The following is an 18,633-nucleotide window of genomic DNA, read 5'->3' as shown; positions in this document are numbered from 1 at the left end:
CTACACGACCAGTTACTACTGTACCACGACCAGAAATAGAGAATACGTCTTCGATTGGCATTAAGAATGCTTGGTCGATTGCACGTACTGGCTCTGGGATGTAAGTATCAAGCGCTTCAACAAGAGCTACTACAGCATCTTCGCCATATTGACCTGATTCACCGTTAAGTGCAGCAAGTGCTGAACCACGGATTACTGGAGTGTCGTCGCCTGGGAAGTCGTAAGTAGAAAGAAGTTCACGAACTTCCATTTCAACTAATTCGATTAACTCTTCGTCGTCTACGATATCGCATTTGTTTAAGAATACGATGATGTAAGGTACACCTACCTGACGAGAAAGAAGGATGTGTTCACGAGTTTGTGGCATTGGACCATCAGTCGCTGAACAAACAAGGATCGCACCATCCATCTGAGCAGCACCAGTGATCATGTTTTTAACATAGTCGGCGTGACCTGGGCAGTCTACGTGCGCGTAGTGACGAGTTGGAGAGTCGTATTCTACGTGAGAAGTATTAATTGTAATACCACGTGCTTTTTCTTCTGGTGCAGAGTCGATAGCAGCGTAATCTTTCGCTTCACCACCAAACTTACGTGCACATACTGTAGCAATCGCAGCTGTTAAAGTTGTTTTACCATGGTCAACGTGACCGATTGTGCCCACGTTAACGTGTGGCTTATTACGTTCAAACTTAGCCTTAGCCATGTTCATCTTCCTCGTTTACGTCGAACACAATGCTGAGTAAAACTCTGCCCCGACATATCGCCTAAAAAACTAGACACCTAATACTTGAAAAGCAGACTAATAAGCCTGCTTTTTGAAAATCTTGTGCGAATAATCGCTAAACTGTATCTGGAGCTCTTATCGAGATTTGAACTCGAGACCTCTCCCTTACCAAGGGAGTGCTCTACCACTGAGCTATAAGAGCGACAAATCCTTCGATGGAGCGGGAGACGAGGATCGAACTCGCGACATGCAGCTTGGAAGGCTGCCGCTCTACCAACTGAGCTACTCCCGCATCTATGTTGGTAATTACCACTTCTATCGAAGTTAATGGTGGTGGGAGAAGGATTCGAACCTTCGAAGCTTACGCGGCAGAGTTACAGTCTGCTCCCTTTGACCGCTCGGGAATCCCACCATTTTCACACTTACTCAGTGTTCGTTCTTTACTTAACAACTCAAACTCCCTAAGATGGTGCCGGCACACGGATTCGAACTGTGGACCTACTGATTACAAGTCAGTTGCTCTACCAACTGAGCTATGCCGGCGTTTCTTAGTGTTTCGTACGTTTCGTATCGGAACGGTGTGCAGTTTAGCAAAACTTGAAATCCGTGCAAGTGTTTTTTTCAAAAAAAACGCTAAAAACTCATAAAATCAATCCATTTGATGATAATTCAACCGCTTTGATCACTGCGCGAGCTTTTATTTGGGTTTCATTCCATTCAGATTCAGGATTTGAGTCCGCAACTAGACCTGCGCCTGCCTGTACATAGACCTTATTTTGACGAATAACACAGGTACGAATCGCAATCGACATGTCCATTTCGCCATGCCAGCCTAAATAACCAACAGCACCACCAAAAACACCACGTTTTACAGGCTCAACTTCATCAATAATTTCCATGGCACGAATTTTTGGTGCACCCGAAAGTGTCCCTGCAGGGAAAGTTGCCTGAAAAACATCCAAAGCATCGACATCGTCACGCACTTCACCTTGCACATTGGACACAATATGCATGACATGCGAATAACGCTCGATCACCATTTGATCAGTCACTTGTACTTTACCAATTTTGGCGATACGCCCGACATCATTACGCCCCAAGTCAATCAGCATTAAGTGTTCGGCAATTTCTTTTTCATCCGACAACAAATCTTGCTCAAGTGCCAAATCTTCTTCTTTGGTTTTACCGCGCGGGCGTGTACCTGCTAAAGGACGCACAGTGGCAATACCATTTTCCAAACGCGATAAAATTTCAGGTGATGAGCCGACAATATGAAACGGCTGATCATCGCCCAAAGTTTTGCCTTGTACCAAGAATAAGTACGGCGATGGGTTGAGATGGCGCAAAGCACGATAAACCTGTAACGGCTCACCATCAAAATCTGACACCATGCGATGTCCAGGCACCACTTGCATAACATCGCCTGCACGAATGTATTCTTTGACGGTATCAATGGTCGCCAAGAATTTTTCTTTGCCTGTAAGCGATTCAAAATGTGGTGGCGTATGTTTTTCTGCTTTTAGACTAATCGGGGTTGCTAAAATTTCTTCTAGTGCATCGAGTTGTTGTTGTGCCTTGTCATAAGCATCTGCCTGCGCTGCATCGGCATGCACAATTAAGAACAAGGTATCTTTTAAGTTATCAAACACGATGACTGTTTTAGACAACATCATCCAAATATCAGGCAAACCGACTGGATCTGCTGCAGGCACGTTTTTTAAACGCGGTTCGATATAACGCACTGCATCGTAACCAAAATAACCCACCAAACCACCTGTAAAGCTTGGCAATTCAGGCAAGTCAGCTTGCGTAGGCACTTTAAATTGCGCTTGAAAATCGCGGATATACTGAAACGGCTGTGCACAAGTTTGTTTTTCGATTGAACCGTCAGCATGTTGGATGGTGAGTTCACCCGCATTACAGGAGAAAACTGTAGATTCACCCAAACCAATAATTGAATAACGTGCCCAGTTTTCACCACCTTCTACAGACTCAAACAAATAGGCTTGTTGATGCTGCTTCAAACGTGCAAATACCGACAATGGAGTTTCGGTATCGGCCAAACGCTGGCGATATACAGGAATGAGGTTGTAGCCTGCTGCTTTAAGTTGTTCAAATTGAGTCAGAGTGGTCATGTGAAGCTCTCTATATTTCGATGTAGCAATGTTTTCGATAAGACGAAGTGAAGGACGGTTGTAGATTGACTAGCGTCGCCATCGAAATATGGGCATTACAGCCTGACTCATATTGATATCCTTTATAGCAATTAGCGTAAAATTATTTGATTTTTGAATCTTAAATATTTAACAATTCAGTTAAATTATCCACAATTTGTTGCGGCTGACAATTGGCAATCGGCTCACCATGATTATAACCGTAGCTGACCACAATACAATCAATCCCCGCTCGACGCGCGGCTTCAACATCATTAGAAGAATCACCAATCATCAAGACTTGAGACTTCTCCACTTGATAATGTTCAACACAATGCAGCAATTGACGCGGGTGTGGTTTACGCTCCTCAAAGCGATCTCCACCAATCACATCAGCAAAATAGTGTTGCATCTCTAATGCTTCAACAATGGCACGAGCAGGTAGTTCAGGTTTATTGGTCACACAAACTAAGGTTTTTTGTTGTGCTTTTGCCCAGTCCAAAAATTCAATAATGCCCGGGAATGGTTGTGTGTCGATACACGGATCGGCATTATAAATTTCTAAGAAGGTGTTCAGTAGCTGTTGTTGCTGTTCAGGATGAACTTCGCCCATTAAGTGCGATAAGACACTATTGCAAAATACCGCAGTTCCCTTCCCCACCCAAGTTCGCACTTGTTCCAGTGTTACCAAAGGCAGTTGCAGTGCATTTAAACTCATGTTCATGGCGCGGTATAAATCTGTCGCAGAATCGACCAAAGTGCCATCTAAATCAAATAAAATGACTTGACGTGTATCAAGCTGAGCAATAGACATTCTTCCCCCTAAATGAACAAAGGCATGCGATCGCATGCCTTGATTGTAAAGCAAAGGCTGCTTATTTAAACAATAGCCAAGCCAAAACTGCCAAAATCACCAAGACAATCAGTGAAATCAAGCCAACAGAAGCATTTTTTTGCTGTTCTTTCTCTTGTTCCACACGAGAAACAGGCTCCTCGACAGGCACAGGTTTTGGCTCTGCTGGAACTGCATGAATATCCACACCTTCTGGAATAGGTGCTGGTTTCGGCACTGCCACGCCTTGCGGCATACCATCTCGGTTTAATTGCACCGAACTGTCACGCTGATTCAGCTCTGGCATGCCCTGCTCATTCATTTGCTGTGCAGCTGTTTTCTCTGTAGCTTCGGTCACTTTTTCAGCCGTTTCAGCTACATCTGCAGCATGTTCAAGTTCAACGGCTGGTGCAAACACAGAGAACTTCAGGCTAGCAAACTGCACAATATCGCCTTCTTTAAGCAAGGTTTCATCGGCAATGCGTAAATCATTTACAAAAGTGCCGTTGGAAGAATTTAAATCTTGCACATACAGCGCTTGTTCTTTAAGTAAAAAAGCCGCATGTTTACGTGAAATTTCTGCCGATTGCAGCACCAAATCTGCACTTTGATGACGCCCCACCAACATATCACGGTCGATACTAATTTCTTGGCCAGTAAATTCACCGCTAATTGCTTGTATTTTCCAAGTCATAAATAACTTCTCTCGTGTGATTTGGCGACATCATAACATGCCCTCAACCACAATCTGCGCAGGATACGATTAAGGTGTAGCGCGAATTGTGGTCGTAGTGACTGTATTTTTAGTTTTGCTGACTTCCTGCTGCGGCAAAACTACGTTTTGGCGCTGTACCGCAGGCTCAATCGCAACAGGGGTGCTCACCACCGTTGCTGTGCGGTTTGCAGACACTGCTGATGGTAAGGTTTGATAAGTTCCTGTTTGCGGCGCAACTCGAGATACAGGCAAACGCTGCTGATAAACATCGCTAACATTCTCAGGCAGTTTAGCAAAGCTACCATCGGCATCCATTGCCAACTGAAGGCTATACAATTGGCTATAACGCTGCTGCGAAATACGGCGAATATCCTGACTATCTCCCACAATGGTTGGGTGAATAAAAATCAATAAATTACGTTTTTGATTAGATTGACCATCGGAACGGAATAAACGCCCCAACCCTGGAATAGCACCCAAACCTGGCACAGCCTGACGACTATAAACCGAGTTATCAGAAATTAAGCCACCTAAGACAATGGTTTGTCCGTGCTCGGCCAAAATAGAAGTTTTAATTGCGCGTTTGCTGGTGACTAAATCCTGCGCCTGACCTTTATTGGCTTTGACATCTGACACTTCTTGTTCAACTTCCAAGCGTAGTGTTCCGCCTTCACCAATATGTGGCACGACTTTTAAAGTAACCCCGACATCTTTACGTTCAATAGTGGTATACGGATTTGCCACACCACCATTGGTAGATAATGAACCTGTTACAAAAGGAACGTTTTCACCAACCACAATATAGGCTTCTTCATTGTCCATGGTCACAATAGATGGCGTAGACAATAAATTGGATTTGGTTTTTTCCTTCAAGGCCTGAATCATCGCACCATATAGCTTGCGTGAACCATCACGACCTTCACGATAATCACCCAACACCAATGACGTACCTGCACCAATCGCACTGCCTGCGCCTGCTGCACCACCAGTTAAATAGCCTGCAGCAACATTTTTTAAACTTGCACCAATATTGTCAAAATTAATTAGACCGATACCGCTGCTTAAATCGCCCAATGCCCACTGCACACCCAATTGGTCGGCATCGGTACCTTCCACTTCTATAATCGCAGCTTCAATCAACACTTGTTGACGACGGGTATCTAGTTGCTGAATGGCCGATTCAATTTCACGCATCAACTGCGGATCGGCTTTGACCACCAAAGCATTTTGCGAGCCATCGGCAATAATACTGACACCATTACCATTAAAACTGGTGATGTTGTTTTGATTGTTGCTATTCGAGCTGCCACCCAAATTAATACTTGGGGTGGAAATAGTCGATGAATTACCTGTGTTGTTATTGGTGCTGCTTAAATTACTAGCACTGTTGTTGTTACTGTTGCTATTTGCATTAGAGCTGCTGCTCACCGCCTGTCCTGAAACCAGACCTTGCAATATTTCTGCTAAATTCTGTGCACTGGCATATTTCAAGCGAAAAACCTTCAAACCACCCAAACGATCTGCCGCAGGCACATCCATCATTTCAATCATTTGACGAATGCGTTTACGTGTTGCGGTATCGCCTTTGATGATAATACGATTGGTACGGTTGTCCGCCACAATACGCACACGCGAACCTTTAACATCTTTCGCTGCCCCTGTCGAACTCATCGACTCAAGCAAGCCAATGACTTCTTCGGCTTGACTGGATTGCAGGCTAATCGCTTCAATGTCATTTTGCCCCGTACCATCTAGGTTACGAATAATGCTTTCTAACTGATAAATGTTACTGGCACGATCAGACACGATTAGAGCATTGGTGCCCCCGACCGCAGACAAATGCGCAAACTGCGGCATGAGCGGACGTAAAGCAGGAATCAGGTCATTGGCATTGGTATTTTCTAGCCAAATCACTCGCGTTACAATTTGGTCACCACGCGCATTTTGACGACCATCATAGGGAATGCCTGAGCTTTTTACATTGCTGTCAGGTACAAGGCGAATGGTATTGCCTGATGGTATTGCCACCACACCATTCACATTCAATACGCCTAAAAACAGGTCATAGACTTCATTTTTATTCAGGGCTTTGTTGGAAATCACCGTGACATTGCCACGCACACGCGGATCGACTGCAAAGTTCTTGCCCGTAATATCGGCCACTTCATTAATAAATGCAGTTAAGTCCGCATCACGTAAATTAATTTTCCAGGTTTGCGCATGACTTGCAGTACTCACCATTGCAACAAGCGGTGCAGCAGCCAGTAATGCCCAAAATGGACGCTCATAATTCAATAAAGCCATAATCTACTGTGTTTCCTAACCCTAAATATGTCTCTGCATGTAGTTACGATGCCGATCCATTTAAAAATTTTGTTGTATGGTCATCACTTGATCACCACGTTTTATTTCTAATTTCACTTGACCTTCACGACGTGCCTGTTCAAGCAATTGTGCATCGCTTTGTCCTTGCCCGACGTTTTGCCCATTTAAAGACAAAATACGGTCACCTGGCTGTAAACCCAGTTTATTTCTTAAAGCGGCTGGCGTACGTGTAGTCACTTCATAACCATTGCCCGTATTTGCTTCAACACCCATCTCTTTTAAGTATTGTTCGCGATCTTCCTGTATGCGCTGCACTGCCTGTCCAATGGCATTATTCGGTTGTGCGGACTGCGTAGGTGCAGTTACAGGAGCTTGATTACCACTTGGAATTAAAGGTGCGATAGGTTGATTTAAACCATTTTCAATACCTTTAAACAATACTTCACGCGTCGCGCCACTGCTATGACGTAAAATAACCCGATCCCAGTAGACTTCTGCCAATTGGTACTGACTCAAATCAATCACATCACCCACACGGTAACGCTCTGCCACCTCATTCACTTTAATGACCGCAGAAGAAAACTGACTCGGCTGCCCAACCACTACACCTTGCAAAGTCATATTTAATTGATCATCGGCAGTGTTGCTGCGCCCAAGTTCTTGAAACAATGCAAAGGAGGTAATATTCGGGATTTGTGGTTGCTGTGAACCCAACTCCACCCGATCAATTTGCATGACTTGGGGCGGCGCAACAACCCACCAAAATAAACTCGCCAGTTTCCAACACAGATACAAAATCAAAAAAGCTAAAAATACTGGCGCAGCACGATCAAACTGCTTCCAGTGCAAATTCCCTAATCGTTCAGAGAGTGTACGCATTAGAAACCTCCTTTTAATAGAGGTTGGCGAGTGCTGATCACATAGGTATCTAAGCCCGCTTTGCCTTCATAAGAGGCGATATTCATCAATAAGCGTTGCGTGAGTTGCACATCTAGCATCAAGCTTTGATCAAGCGCAATATTCAGCATTTTTTGTTCACGTTGATCGCGAATATCAAATAACAGTTTGCCATTTTCATCGGACAAACTGCCTTTTAACGCAGGGATATTCATACGGTCTTGGCGCTGAGCAAAACGATACAGCAATTCGCCACCCGCCCACTGCAGTTGTCCTTTGGCTTTGGTGAAGCCTTGCTGTTTTTTAAAATTCAAATGAATGTCTTTGAGTTGAATCGCATTACTTGGCCACTGCCAATCCACAATACTTTTTAAGGTTTCTGGCGCAACTTGCCCATCTAAAGATTGCACCAAGACGCTACCAAAACGATAGCCAACAATGCCTTCGAGTTTAGTATTGCCACTATGCACTTCAACATCGGCAGCGACACGCAATAAAACTAAATCTAAAGGACGTGTATTCCAACTTAAAGAACCACGTAACTGTCCCTTATGCCAATCGGCTTGCCCCTTCCAGATATTGCCACTCACATTATGTAAGGTCTGATTATTTTTATAAAATTTTGAAATTAACCACGCTGCTGGAATTTGTAATAACACAAAAAACAAAAATGCAATGAGGGCGAAAATCCACCACGTGATGTATTTGGGTTTCTTTATCATGCCACCACGACCAACCTTACTAATTTTTCTATGAATGACTTTTTATAACACTCACACATTATGCACACTTTTTCGGCGTCGCCAATTGATACAGATAAAAAAACCAAGCCGTATTGCTTGGTTTTTGAACTCTAAGTCAAATCAATGACAAATTGATGAAGCTTAGATTAGAAAATCTTCAAGTTTTGCACCTTTTTCTAATTCAGCGACTAACCAGCGTGGTTTTTTACCACGACCAGTCCAAGTATCTGTAGAATTGATTTTGCTACGATAACGTGGCGCTACAGTTTTACGTGGGCTTTTCTTACGCTTGCTTTCGCCAACTTCCAAAATCTGCTCAATGCTTAAACCCAAATTGTCTGCAATCGCTAAAATTTGATTATAGGCATCTTCAATTGCTTGATCTTTTTTCGTGGCAATTAATGCTTCCGCTTCAGCTTGTAAACGCTTTAACTGTTCTACAGACAAATTGCTAATATCAGGCATCATACTTACTCCAAAAACTATGCTTTTTATATTCAGTTATTAAATTAAGCAGATTCATTCTATTTTTATCAAACCGAAGCGTCAATAAAAAATCTACTACTCTACATATAAATAACAGTCGGACATATTATGAACTGATTATTAAGATTTAATCAAGAATATGCGGTACGGTTTTTTCTATTTTATGAATACCCGCGCGTACATTTTCAGGGATTAAGGTTTTTTGCATATTGACGCGATCTACACATACAATCACCGCATCTGCCTCTGCCACCACCATTTGCTGTGCTTCACTGTGGATTAAATAATGCATACGCATGGCACTATTACGCAATTCTTCTACCCGAACGCCAATTTTTAAAATATCAGGATAAACCACAGGACGTATATATTTGCACTGATTTGAGGCAATCACAGTCAAAACATCTTGCTGTAAAATTTTTAAATGGTCTAAATAATATAAACGCGCACTTTCAATATAACGGTAATACACCACATTATTGACATGCCCAAAAGCATCCATATCACCCCATGCGACACGTTGCTCAAAAATAATAGGATAATCTGATAGTGTTAACACAACTCACCTTTAAATTTTAATTTCGACAAAATTAGAATTATTTTCAAAGATTAAATTTAACTGTTTTAATAATTCAGGCTGATCTTTTAAATTAGATTTAACCCTTAAATAACTCATTAATACATGTTCAGGATATAAAGCAAGTAATTGCTCTGCCTCTGAATAGCGTGCTGTTGCTGTAAAAATATGCCATTTGGCAAAACTAAATACAGGTAATGCAGGGTATTTCTGTTCCCAGATATTTATTTGTTGTTCAATTTTCACATAATCAGGCTGTTGTTTTAACAACTGTTGCTGGAACCATAAATAAAACACTTCCTGATTAAATTGTTCACTCAACAAATGTACAGCTAACTGTTCATGCTGTTGCGTCATATCAGGCAAACGTGAAAGTACTTTCAGCCACAACACCTGAATCGCATAACTTTGGCTAAAAATTTGTTCACCTAAATCTAAATAGCGCTGCTGCAATGCCTGTAAGTTTTCTGCATCTACCTGCTCAAACTGAATCAGTAATTGGGTTAGCCATTGTTGTTTTTTTTCGGCATCTAAATGGCCATATTTAGTCGAACGCAAATAATGCCAAGGATATTGCGTAGCAAATTGCCCCCACAAATCAATTAAACGCTTTTGATATGCCGTTTTAACTTTAAATAACCATGGCGATAATTCATGCTGATTTAGAAACTCTAAATGGGTTAAAGCCTGTTCAGGTTGCTGCTGCGCCAAATAAATTTCAATACGCTGAATTTCTGCCAATTCAAAAGCTGCAGCACTGCTTTGATTTAAAGCTGCCAAGGCTTGTGGATATTGCTGCTGAATGGAATACATACGTGCTTCCATCACCCCTTTCAGCAAACCTGACTGGGCAAAGACTTGTCGGACAAATTGGTGCTGATCCTCAGCAGCATCTAATAACCAAATGACTGCCAATTGCTCATAAGGATGTAGGTTTTTAAAATTAAATACCGTTTCGACTTTACGCTGCTCACGGCTAAAATAGCGTTTTAACAGCAACCATAACACTTGCAACGAAACACTGATGGATAAGAAAAAGAACAACAGCAACCAGATATTGGTTTGTAATTGCCACTCACGCCAATACACATAAACATAGCCTGAACCATGCCCATAACTCAGTACGCTCAGCAAAGCGACCAGTACAATACTGACCACCACATAGGCGAGTAAAATCTGTTTCATTTATACCGCCCCCAATAAAGCACGTGTTTTTAAACTTGGCGTTGGAACGATATTTAAATTTTTAATTTTTTCTAATTGCTGAACCAATTGCTGTGCTTTCTGATCAGGCAATTGTTGTAATAACTGAATAATGTCGTTCACTTCTTGTTGATATTGCACATATTGACCTTGTATAAAGATTTGTCGAGCCAGCAATAGACGCAATTGTGCTTCTTTTAAAATAATCTGGCGCTGCATCAACTGTGTCGCAGGTTGCTTGGCAGATTCAATACTCAGCCATTTTTGCCAAAAATAACGATCATCGACATCGGCAGGGTTCAGCTCAGGTTGTTGAGCTTGCTGTTTTAATTGTTGATCTAATTGCTGCAATAACTGACTTACTTGTTGATATTGCGCATCACGTGTTGTTATAAATTGTTGAATTTGTTTCTGATCTTGCTGAACAACTTGGTGCAAACTTTGTTTCAAAGCAGGAGCTAAAGCATATTCGTTTAACTCACGGTCTAAATGAGCTAGCTTTTCAGTCGCATAGTGAAACTGTTGTTGTTGTAAGGAAAATTCCACCAAGTCCAATTGCTGCGCCACCATATCTACTGGTTGAATCGCATCTTCTTGCTGCACAGCGCTGGATACTGCGGACTGTTCTGGCGCATCTTGGGTATAATTACGGCGCTGCAAAGCCACCAACTGATCATTTAAATTGGCATTGGTTTTTTCTGCAAGATGCAAACTTTGACTGAGTTGCTGTTGTTGCGCTGAAATTTGCATCACATCAAAACTTAATTTGACGATCCAGACCAAAGCGATCAACACCACTATCACAACCAGTTTTTTCATAGTTTTCCTTGCATGCGCATCATTTGCTGCAATATTAATTCTGTTTTTAAATGGGTCAACTTGAATACGTTATATTTTGTATGATGCTGCGTTTGATAATCGAGCAAAATTTTCTCTAAACGATCACCCAATACCCAATAATGACCTTTGTTCAGTAGATCGAAATCCCGCTGAATTAAGCTTAGCCAGTTTAACCAACTGGCTTCACTGCTGATCATCATGATAAATTCTGAAGATTGTATTAAACGTGCGCGTACTGCCTGCATTTTTTCAATAGAACTGGCAGGACACTCCCGCCGATACAATACAAAATTATGGATCTGCATCCCCTGATCAAGCAGTGTTTGCATCATAAATTGCCGTCCGCCCTCGCCACGCCAAAAGGCAATGTGTGTGCCGACTTTCAAATTTTGCAAACACGGCAAACTCAGCATCCCTTCGGAAGTTTCAACCTGCGGGACTTCGCTGTAAAGACCATATCCACGTAAAACTTCTGCTGTTTTCTCACCCACAGCCACCCAACGTATATGCTGCAAATCCTGCAATGATATTTGGCTTCGGGCTAAATATTGCATCCCAATATCGACAGCAGTCGGACTAACCACCACAATAATATGCGTGTGAGGCAACTGGGCATATAAATTAGCCAGTTGCTCTGACCACGGCTGTGCAGAAAGCTGCAACAAGGGCAAATCAATGACCTCAATATGCTGTTGTTGCAAAGCCTGAGTTAAGGCCTCTGCACGATCTTGAGGTCGGGTATTAATGAAGAGCATGGGCTTCTGGTGCAATATGAATTATTGATACAGGGCTTTGAGTAATTCGCCCGCACCCTGTGCCAATAAAGCTTTTGCCAATTCTTCACCTAGCATTTCAGCCTGTTCAGGTGCGCCAAATTGCACAGCTTTAAGAATGGTTTGCCCATCGACACTACCAACACGACCTTCAATCTGCAACTGACCATTCTGCAAAGTTGCGTAGCCTGCAATTGGCACCTGACAACCGCCTTCCAAGTAGGCATTAAAAGCACGTTCGGCACGTACACAGACATTGGTTTCGGCATGCATTAACGGCAAAATTAAATCCAACACCGCCTGATCTTGGCTACGACATTCCAGACCCAAAGCCCCTTGCCCAACGGCAGGTAAGCTCACATCAGGCTGAATGGTATGACGAATACGCTCTGCCAAGCCCAAACGCTTTAATCCTGCACTGGCTAAAATAATCGCGTCATACTGACCATCATCTAGCTTAGACAAGCGCGTACCCACATTGCCACGTAAATCTATAATTTCTATATCTGGGCGCGCTTTCAAAATTTGGCATTTACGGCGCAAGCTTGAAGTTCCAACTTTAGCGCCCTGTGGTAAATCTGCAAAACTGGCATAGTGATTCGATACAAAGGCATCAAGCGGGTCTTCACGCTCACAAATGACCGCCAAGCTCAAACCTTCAGGCAATGCCATGGGTACATCTTTCATAGAGTGTACGGCTAAATCGGCACGACCATCCATTAAGGCGGCTTCTAATTCTTTGACAAATAAGCCCTTCCCCCCAATTTTTGCCAATGGGGTATCTAAAATTTTATCGCCCTGCGTGACAAAGGTCACCAACTCAACAGTTAAATCGGCATGCATCGCCTCTAAGCGGGCACGAATGTGTTCAGCCTGCCATAACGCAAGCGGGCTTTGTCGAGTTGCAATTTTCAGGGTTTTCATCATAGTGGCTAAGCAAGATAAATAAGTTCATCTAAACTTAACCTGATCCCCTAAAAATGCAAGTCTATTTCTTTACCGATTTGTCAATCTGTTGCGTATTCATCTGCGATGATGCTGACAAATTAGAGTTTTTGGATGCGTTCTCGCAATAAAGGCAAATGTCGTCGGCTAACAGCCAAACGCTCATCTAGCTCACGGCAACGTACCTGATACTGTCCTGAATTGACCACTTCTAGCCCCTCCAAAAACTGAATCGAGACCAAGGCATTTCGGTGAATCCGAATAAACTGATCACCAAACTCGGTTTCTAAATCTTTCAGCGTTTCATCAATCAGGACACTGCCATTTTTATGACGCACAGTGACATATTTCTGATCAGCTAAAAAATAGTAGATATTTTCTATTGGCACCAATTCTACACCGCGATAGGTTTTCGCCGCGATTTGGTGACGTTTTATTTTTAATTCGTCCATATTTTCTTTTTGTTTTAAATGACTCATCTGCGCTTGCGTGAGTTTTGTTAAATGATCTAAAACCTGTTGCAATTCCTGTTGCATAATAGGTTTTAACAAATAGCCTTCCGCATTGGACTTAAATGCCTCGAGTGCATGTTCATCGTAGGCGGTACAAAACACAATGGCTGGCATTGGGTCAAGCTCACGCAAATGTTGAGCGCAACTTAAACCATCCATTCCCGGCATTTGAATATCTAATAATATGACATCCGGCTGATGTTCATCTGCCAGTTCAATCGCCTGTTGCCCATGAGCTGCCGTTGCCACCACATGATGCCCCAATTGAGTGACCAAACGTGATAATCGCTCTCTTGCCAGAGGCTCATCATCACAAATTAGGATGTCCATTTCCCCTCCTTTTCAGTTGAATACTTTATTTTTATCAAGTTAAGAAAAATCAGAACAATCACAAGTTTTTTTATTTATAGCGATATTGCAACACCGTCGTGTACATACCATTCCCCGCATAACTTTGAAAAGCGACACTGCGCCCATAATAAGCCTGTAAACGCTGTTTCACGTTTTGTAGCGCGATACCGTGTCCTTGTCTTAAATTTATTTTATCGCTGACATACGGATTTGTAATGACAATATTGACTTGGTTTTGCAATATTTCGATCAATATACTTATCGTACTCTTTGCTAAAACTTTTTCAACTCCATGAAAAATACTATTTTCTAACAAGGGTTGTAAAGTTAATAAGGGTATTTGTACCTGACTGAGCAGTTGCGGTTGTTCAATTTTCCATTCCACGGTCAGACGCTCGCCTAAACGAATTTGTTCTATGTCTAAATATCGCTGGCAAAGTTCGATCTCATCTTTCAGGCTAACCAGTTTTAATTCTTGCAAACTGGCACGAAATAAACGCGACAAATTGAGCAACATTTGCTCGGCTTTATCGGGATCTATGGCAATGAGACTAATCACATTATTGAGGCTGTTGAATAAAAAATGTGGGTGAATACGCGCCTGCATGGCATGTACCCGCGCTTGTAATTCACTATGCCGTTGCTGAATCGCCTGTTCACGTACATAAATATAACGAAAGCAAAATGCGCCCAATAACACGCCATAACTCAAATGCAGTCCAACGCCATGTAACAGATCATCTATACCAAATTGCTGTAGATGAAAGTTTTGCCCAAAATGCAACAAGGTATTTAAACTGAGTGTGGTCAGCAACACGATGCCTTGCAGCAGCAAAAAACTGACCAAAAAAGATAAACTCAAGCCCATGCGTAAAAAACGCGCCTGAAAAAACTCCACCAAGGCCGCAAAACACAACACCACCCAATTAATATAGAGCACGTATTGCAGCACCCGAGCAAAACTTAAGCCATGCCAGCCTTGTGCTTCAGCCAATGCCAAGACCATTGCCAAAGCATTACTGCCAATAAATAATTCAATTAGATATTGCCAACGCCCTATTTTCGTAAAAAAATACAGCTCATGTTGCTCTGCCTGCGTATCAGCATAAGTTTGATTGGCTTGTTCTTCGGCAAGTGAATCTGAATTTGTTATACTCTTGTCCAAATCACCGCTTTTTACTTTATTGAGCCGATATGACCACATCTTCTAATTCCTCAAATCCGTCACAAGCCCAAACTTCGGGTATGTGGGGCGGTCGTTTCTCTGAAGCGACTGATGCTTTTGTTGCTGAATTTACAGCATCTGTTCAATTTGACCAACGCTTTTATAAACAAGATATTGCTGGCTCAATTGCGCATGCAACGATGCTTGCCAAAGTAGGCGTACTTACGACTGAAGAGCGTGACGATATTATCCAAGGTTTAAATACCATTCAGGCTGAAATTGAAGCAGGTCAATTTGAATGGCGTATTGACCTTGAAGATGTCCACATGAACATCGAATCGCGCCTTACTCAGCGTATTGGCATTACAGGTAAAAAATTACACACTGGTCGTAGCCGTAACGACCAAGTGGCAACCGATATTCGTTTGTATGTCCGTGACGAAATTGATGCCATTTTAGAATTATTAAAAAAATTACAACACGGCATTTTGAGCTTGGCAGCCAAAAACACGCATACCATTATGCCTGGTTTTACCCATTTGCAAACCGCACAGCCTGTGACTTTTGGTCATCACCTTATGGCATGGTTCGAAATGTTGGTACGTGACTCTGAGCGTTTAATTGACTGCCGCAAACGTGTTAATCGTATGCCTTTGGGTTCTGCTGCTTTGGCAGGTACCACTTACCCAATTGACCGTGCTTTTACCGCAGAATTGTTGGGCTTTGAAGCTGTATCTGAAAACTCGTTAGATGCTGTATCAGACCGTGATTTCGGGATTGAGTTTAACGCTGCTGCATCTTTAATTATGATGCACTTGTCGCGTATGTCTGAAGAACTGATTTTATGGACATCGGCACAGTTCAAATTTGTGAATATTCCAGACCGTTTCTGCACTGGCTCATCCATTATGCCGCAGAAGAAAAACCCAGACGTACCAGAATTGGTGCGCGGTAAAACAGGTCGTGTTTATGGCGATTTAATGAGTCTGTTGACCCTGATGAAAGGTCAACCGCTTGCCTACAACAAAGACAACCAAGAAGACAAAGAACCTTTGTTTGATGCCATTGATACCGTGCGCGGCTCGCTCATGGCATTTGCCGATATGATTCCTGCTTTAGTACCAAACATTGCAGAAATGCGTGAAGCTGCATTACGTGGTTTCTCTACGGCAACTGACCTTGCAGATTACTTAGTAAAAAATGGCGTGGCATTCCGCGATGCACATGAAATTGTAGGTAAAGCCGTAGCATTGGGCGTACAAGAAGGCAAAGACTTGTCTGAGCTTAGCCTAGAACAATTACAGCAATTCTCAGATTTAATTCAAGCTGATGTATTTGAAAAAGCACTGACTCTTGAAGCCTCTGTAAATGCACGTGATCATATTGGTGGTACGGCGCCTGCACAAGTTGCAGCGGCAATTGAACGTGCCCAAACACGTCTTGCTCAACTTTACGCATAATCAGGAAGTGAGAGATGTCTAAACAAATATTTTGTCGTAAATATCAAACCGATATGGAAGCGATGGATTTCGCTCCTTTTCCGGGTGCCAAAGGTCAAGAATTACTTGAAACGGTATCTAAACAGGCTTGGCAGGAATGGCTAAAACACCAAACTACGCTCATTAATGAAAAGCGTTTAAATGTGTTTGAACCTGAAGCGAAAAAGTTTTTGGAAGAACAACGCGAGAAGTTTCTCAACAATGATGCCAGCTTGGAAGTCGCAGAAGGCTTAAAACCTCAAAACTAATCCAAGTACTGTTTTTCATTTTAGAAAATTCAAACCTTGTTCGCATTATCATTAAAAGAGTCTTTACGAAGGCTCTTTTTTTATGATCTTATTTATGATGAATTACAACAACAGTACTTTAAATAAATGAAAATAGATTCAAAAAGTTAAGCTAATTTCCTATTTTTATTTCTCGATTGAAGCGTATATTTTATAGTCACAACAAAACACTTAACAATAGATTAATTATTGATTTCAAAAAGAATAGTTTAAAAAATAATCACACTAAAAATAATGTAATTTAAAAATACATTTGCATATAAAACGCTACATTCCACTACAATAAACCACATGATTCTTGAGTGTGATTTCCCTATACTTATTTTCAAGGAGATAAGCAATTATCTCTCACTATAATAAATATCCCCGATTTCAATCTCAGATTTCCCCCAAAGTCTGAGATTTTTTTTATCCAAAATTCAGGTTATTTCAAAATCTTAAAGATCAGCAAAAATCAAAAAGACTCATTCAAGCCATAAAAAAAGCCCCATCATTAGATGAGGCTGAATATTCAAAAAAGCTGAACTTAGCGTTCCTGTACTTTTTCTTCAATTTCTTTGACGCTGGTATGACGTACGTCAAAACCTTTGACCATATAAATCACTTGTTCTGAAATATTTCGTGCGTGGTCACCAATACGCTCTAATGAACGTAACACCCACATCACATTAATCACACGTGAAATATGACGCGGATCTTCAATCATATACGTCATTAGAGTACGTGTTGCAGATTGATATTCACGGTCAATATCGGCATCGGCAAGTAAAACACGCAGTGCTTGATCGACATCTAAACGTGCAAAAGCATCCAGTGCATCGTGAATCATGACACGCACTTGGTTACCAATATGACGTGTTTCCATATAGCCGCGTGGCGAACCACCTTCTTCACATAAGTTTTGGGCAATACGGGCAATTTTTGCAGCTTCATCACCAATACGCTCTAAGTCAGTATTGGCTTTAGACATGGCAATCACCATACGCAAATCAATTGCGGCTGGATGACGACGCGCCAAAATCAACGTTAAGGCTTCATCAATTTCGGTTTCCATGCGATTGACAACATTGTCTTGGAACTGAACTTCTACCGCCAAGGCTGCATCGGTATCCAAGAGTGCGTGAATCGAGTTGGCAACCTGCTGCTCTACCAAACCACCCATGGCCATAAATTTGGTATTTACATCCTGCAAATCTTCATTGAACTGAGAAGAAATATGGTGACTTAACACAGGATTATTCGTACTCAAGGAATACACTCCACAACAAAAGGATAGACTGACGCAATGATTGAATATTAAAGCACAGCAATGATGACGTTTTTATGACATTTTCTCACCAAACTCTCAAGTCTGATCGTTTCTGTCTTTAAACAGCATAAGCCATTCAGATGACAAAATGACTTGGGTCTGTTGACATTTCGTCTATGTTTGCGGCAACGCATATTTTTTAGCTGATATAAGGCATGGGACAGGAAATTTAGTCATTCTAAATGACTGACTCATAAAGCAATAGTAGCAAAAATATGCTCGCCCCCTTGCGCAGCAAACAAAGCAACGCTTTGTTCTTGCTCATGTGGCTAAAACTTTCTCAGATTGCGTTATGAA

General features: G+C 42.0%; 18 protein-coding genes and 4 tRNA genes. 2 read left to right on the top strand and 20 right to left on the bottom strand.

The window, feature by feature from the left end:
- The 19 genes from FTU39_RS08485 to FTU39_RS08395 form a co-directional block, all read right to left on the bottom strand.
- On the bottom strand, positions 1 to 703 hold a 703-nt coding region (locus FTU39_RS08485), incomplete at its 3' end, for a GTP-binding protein (RefSeq protein ID WP_180052004.1).
- Between the two features lie 148 nt (positions 704 to 851).
- A tRNA-Thr gene (locus FTU39_RS08480) sits at positions 852 to 926 on the bottom strand.
- Between the two features lie 14 nt (positions 927 to 940).
- A tRNA-Gly gene (locus FTU39_RS08475) sits at positions 941 to 1,016 on the bottom strand.
- Between the two features lie 36 nt (positions 1,017 to 1,052).
- Positions 1,053 to 1,136 (bottom strand) — tRNA-Tyr (locus FTU39_RS08470).
- Positions 1,137 to 1,191: 55 nt separating this feature from the next.
- Positions 1,192 to 1,267, bottom strand: a tRNA-Thr gene (locus tag FTU39_RS08465).
- A 98-nt stretch (positions 1,268 to 1,365) separates the two neighbouring features.
- Positions 1,366 to 2,859, bottom strand: a complete 1,494-nt coding sequence (trpE, locus tag FTU39_RS08460) for an anthranilate synthase component I (protein WP_104852931.1) — start codon at positions 2,857 to 2,859, stop codon at positions 1,366 to 1,368.
- A gap of 160 nt (positions 2,860 to 3,019) precedes the next feature.
- Complete coding sequence (locus FTU39_RS08455) at positions 3,020 to 3,691, bottom strand: phosphoglycolate phosphatase (protein WP_004975764.1); 672 nt, start codon at positions 3,689 to 3,691, stop codon at positions 3,020 to 3,022.
- A 61-nt stretch (positions 3,692 to 3,752) separates the two neighbouring features.
- A complete protein-coding gene (locus FTU39_RS08450) occupies positions 3,753 to 4,403 on the bottom strand; it encodes an FHA domain-containing protein (RefSeq protein WP_180052003.1) in 651 nt (216 codons plus the stop codon).
- A gap of 69 nt (positions 4,404 to 4,472) precedes the next feature.
- A complete protein-coding gene (gspD, locus tag FTU39_RS08445; RefSeq protein WP_131260972.1) occupies positions 4,473 to 6,728 on the bottom strand; it encodes a type II secretion system secretin GspD in 2,256 nt (751 codons plus the stop codon).
- 60 nt (positions 6,729 to 6,788) lie between these two features.
- Positions 6,789 to 7,628 (bottom strand): type II secretion system protein N, encoded by an 840-nt coding sequence (locus FTU39_RS08440; RefSeq protein ID WP_004975757.1) that lies wholly within the window; start codon positions 7,626 to 7,628, stop codon positions 6,789 to 6,791.
- Positions 7,628 to 8,368, bottom strand: coding sequence for a type II secretion system protein N (gene gspN, locus FTU39_RS08435; RefSeq protein ID WP_096901906.1), 741 nt, complete (start codon positions 8,366 to 8,368; stop codon positions 7,628 to 7,630). The genes FTU39_RS08440 and gspN overlap by 1 nt, the downstream gene beginning before the upstream one ends.
- A 162-nt stretch (positions 8,369 to 8,530) precedes the next feature.
- A complete protein-coding gene (locus FTU39_RS08430; RefSeq protein ID WP_004975751.1) occupies positions 8,531 to 8,857 on the bottom strand; it encodes an H-NS family nucleoid-associated regulatory protein in 327 nt (108 codons plus the stop codon).
- 145 nt (positions 8,858 to 9,002) lie between these two features.
- Entirely contained in the window at positions 9,003 to 9,434 is a 432-nt protein-coding gene (locus tag FTU39_RS08425; RefSeq protein WP_180052002.1) for a thioesterase family protein, read from the bottom strand.
- Between the two features lie 9 nt (positions 9,435 to 9,443).
- Positions 9,444 to 10,637, bottom strand: a complete 1,194-nt coding sequence (locus tag FTU39_RS08420) for a heme biosynthesis protein HemY (RefSeq protein ID WP_180006118.1) — start codon at positions 10,635 to 10,637, stop codon at positions 9,444 to 9,446.
- Positions 10,638 to 11,474, bottom strand: coding sequence for a hypothetical protein (locus FTU39_RS08415; RefSeq protein ID WP_004975747.1), 837 nt, complete (start codon positions 11,472 to 11,474; stop codon positions 10,638 to 10,640).
- Positions 11,471 to 12,250 (bottom strand): uroporphyrinogen-III synthase, encoded by a 780-nt coding sequence (locus FTU39_RS08410; RefSeq protein WP_004975746.1) that lies wholly within the window; start codon positions 12,248 to 12,250, stop codon positions 11,471 to 11,473. Before FTU39_RS08410 ends, FTU39_RS08415 begins: the two co-directional genes overlap by 4 nt.
- Positions 12,251 to 12,271: 21 nt before the next feature.
- Entirely contained in the window at positions 12,272 to 13,192 is a 921-nt protein-coding gene (gene hemC, locus FTU39_RS08405; protein WP_180052001.1) for a hydroxymethylbilane synthase, read from the bottom strand.
- Positions 13,193 to 13,314: 122 nt separating this feature from the next.
- Complete coding sequence (locus FTU39_RS08400; RefSeq protein WP_004975743.1) at positions 13,315 to 14,055, bottom strand: LytTR family DNA-binding domain-containing protein; 741 nt, start codon at positions 14,053 to 14,055, stop codon at positions 13,315 to 13,317.
- Positions 14,056 to 14,125: 70 nt separating this feature from the next.
- Positions 14,126 to 15,280 (bottom strand): sensor histidine kinase, encoded by a 1,155-nt coding sequence (locus FTU39_RS08395; RefSeq protein WP_178318317.1) that lies wholly within the window; start codon positions 15,278 to 15,280, stop codon positions 14,126 to 14,128.
- Here FTU39_RS08395 and argH point away from each other — a divergent pair.
- Both argH and FTU39_RS08385 read left to right on the top strand, forming a co-directional pair.
- Positions 15,271 to 16,701, top strand: coding sequence for an argininosuccinate lyase (gene argH, locus FTU39_RS08390; RefSeq protein WP_171458207.1), 1,431 nt, complete (start codon positions 15,271 to 15,273; stop codon positions 16,699 to 16,701). The two genes, FTU39_RS08395 and argH, sit on opposite strands and share 10 nt — an antisense overlap.
- Positions 16,702 to 16,715: 14 nt before the next feature.
- Positions 16,716 to 16,988 (top strand): oxidative damage protection protein, encoded by a 273-nt coding sequence (locus tag FTU39_RS08385; protein ID WP_180052000.1) that lies wholly within the window; start codon positions 16,716 to 16,718, stop codon positions 16,986 to 16,988.
- A 565-nt stretch (positions 16,989 to 17,553) separates the two neighbouring features.
- On the opposite strand, the gene phoU is transcribed toward FTU39_RS08385, so the two are convergent.
- On the bottom strand, positions 17,554 to 18,276 hold the full coding sequence (gene phoU, locus FTU39_RS08380) for a phosphate signaling complex protein PhoU (protein ID WP_004975736.1): 723 nt from the start codon (positions 18,274 to 18,276) through the stop codon (positions 17,554 to 17,556).
- Between the last annotated feature and the right edge of the window lie 357 nt (positions 18,277 to 18,633).

The organism is Acinetobacter sp. YH12099, assembly GCF_013419195.1.
Classification (GTDB): Bacteria; Pseudomonadota; Gammaproteobacteria; order Pseudomonadales; family Moraxellaceae; genus Acinetobacter; species Acinetobacter towneri.
Note: the sequence above shows the minus strand (reverse complement) of the source record. Positions and strands in the feature narration are given on the sequence as shown.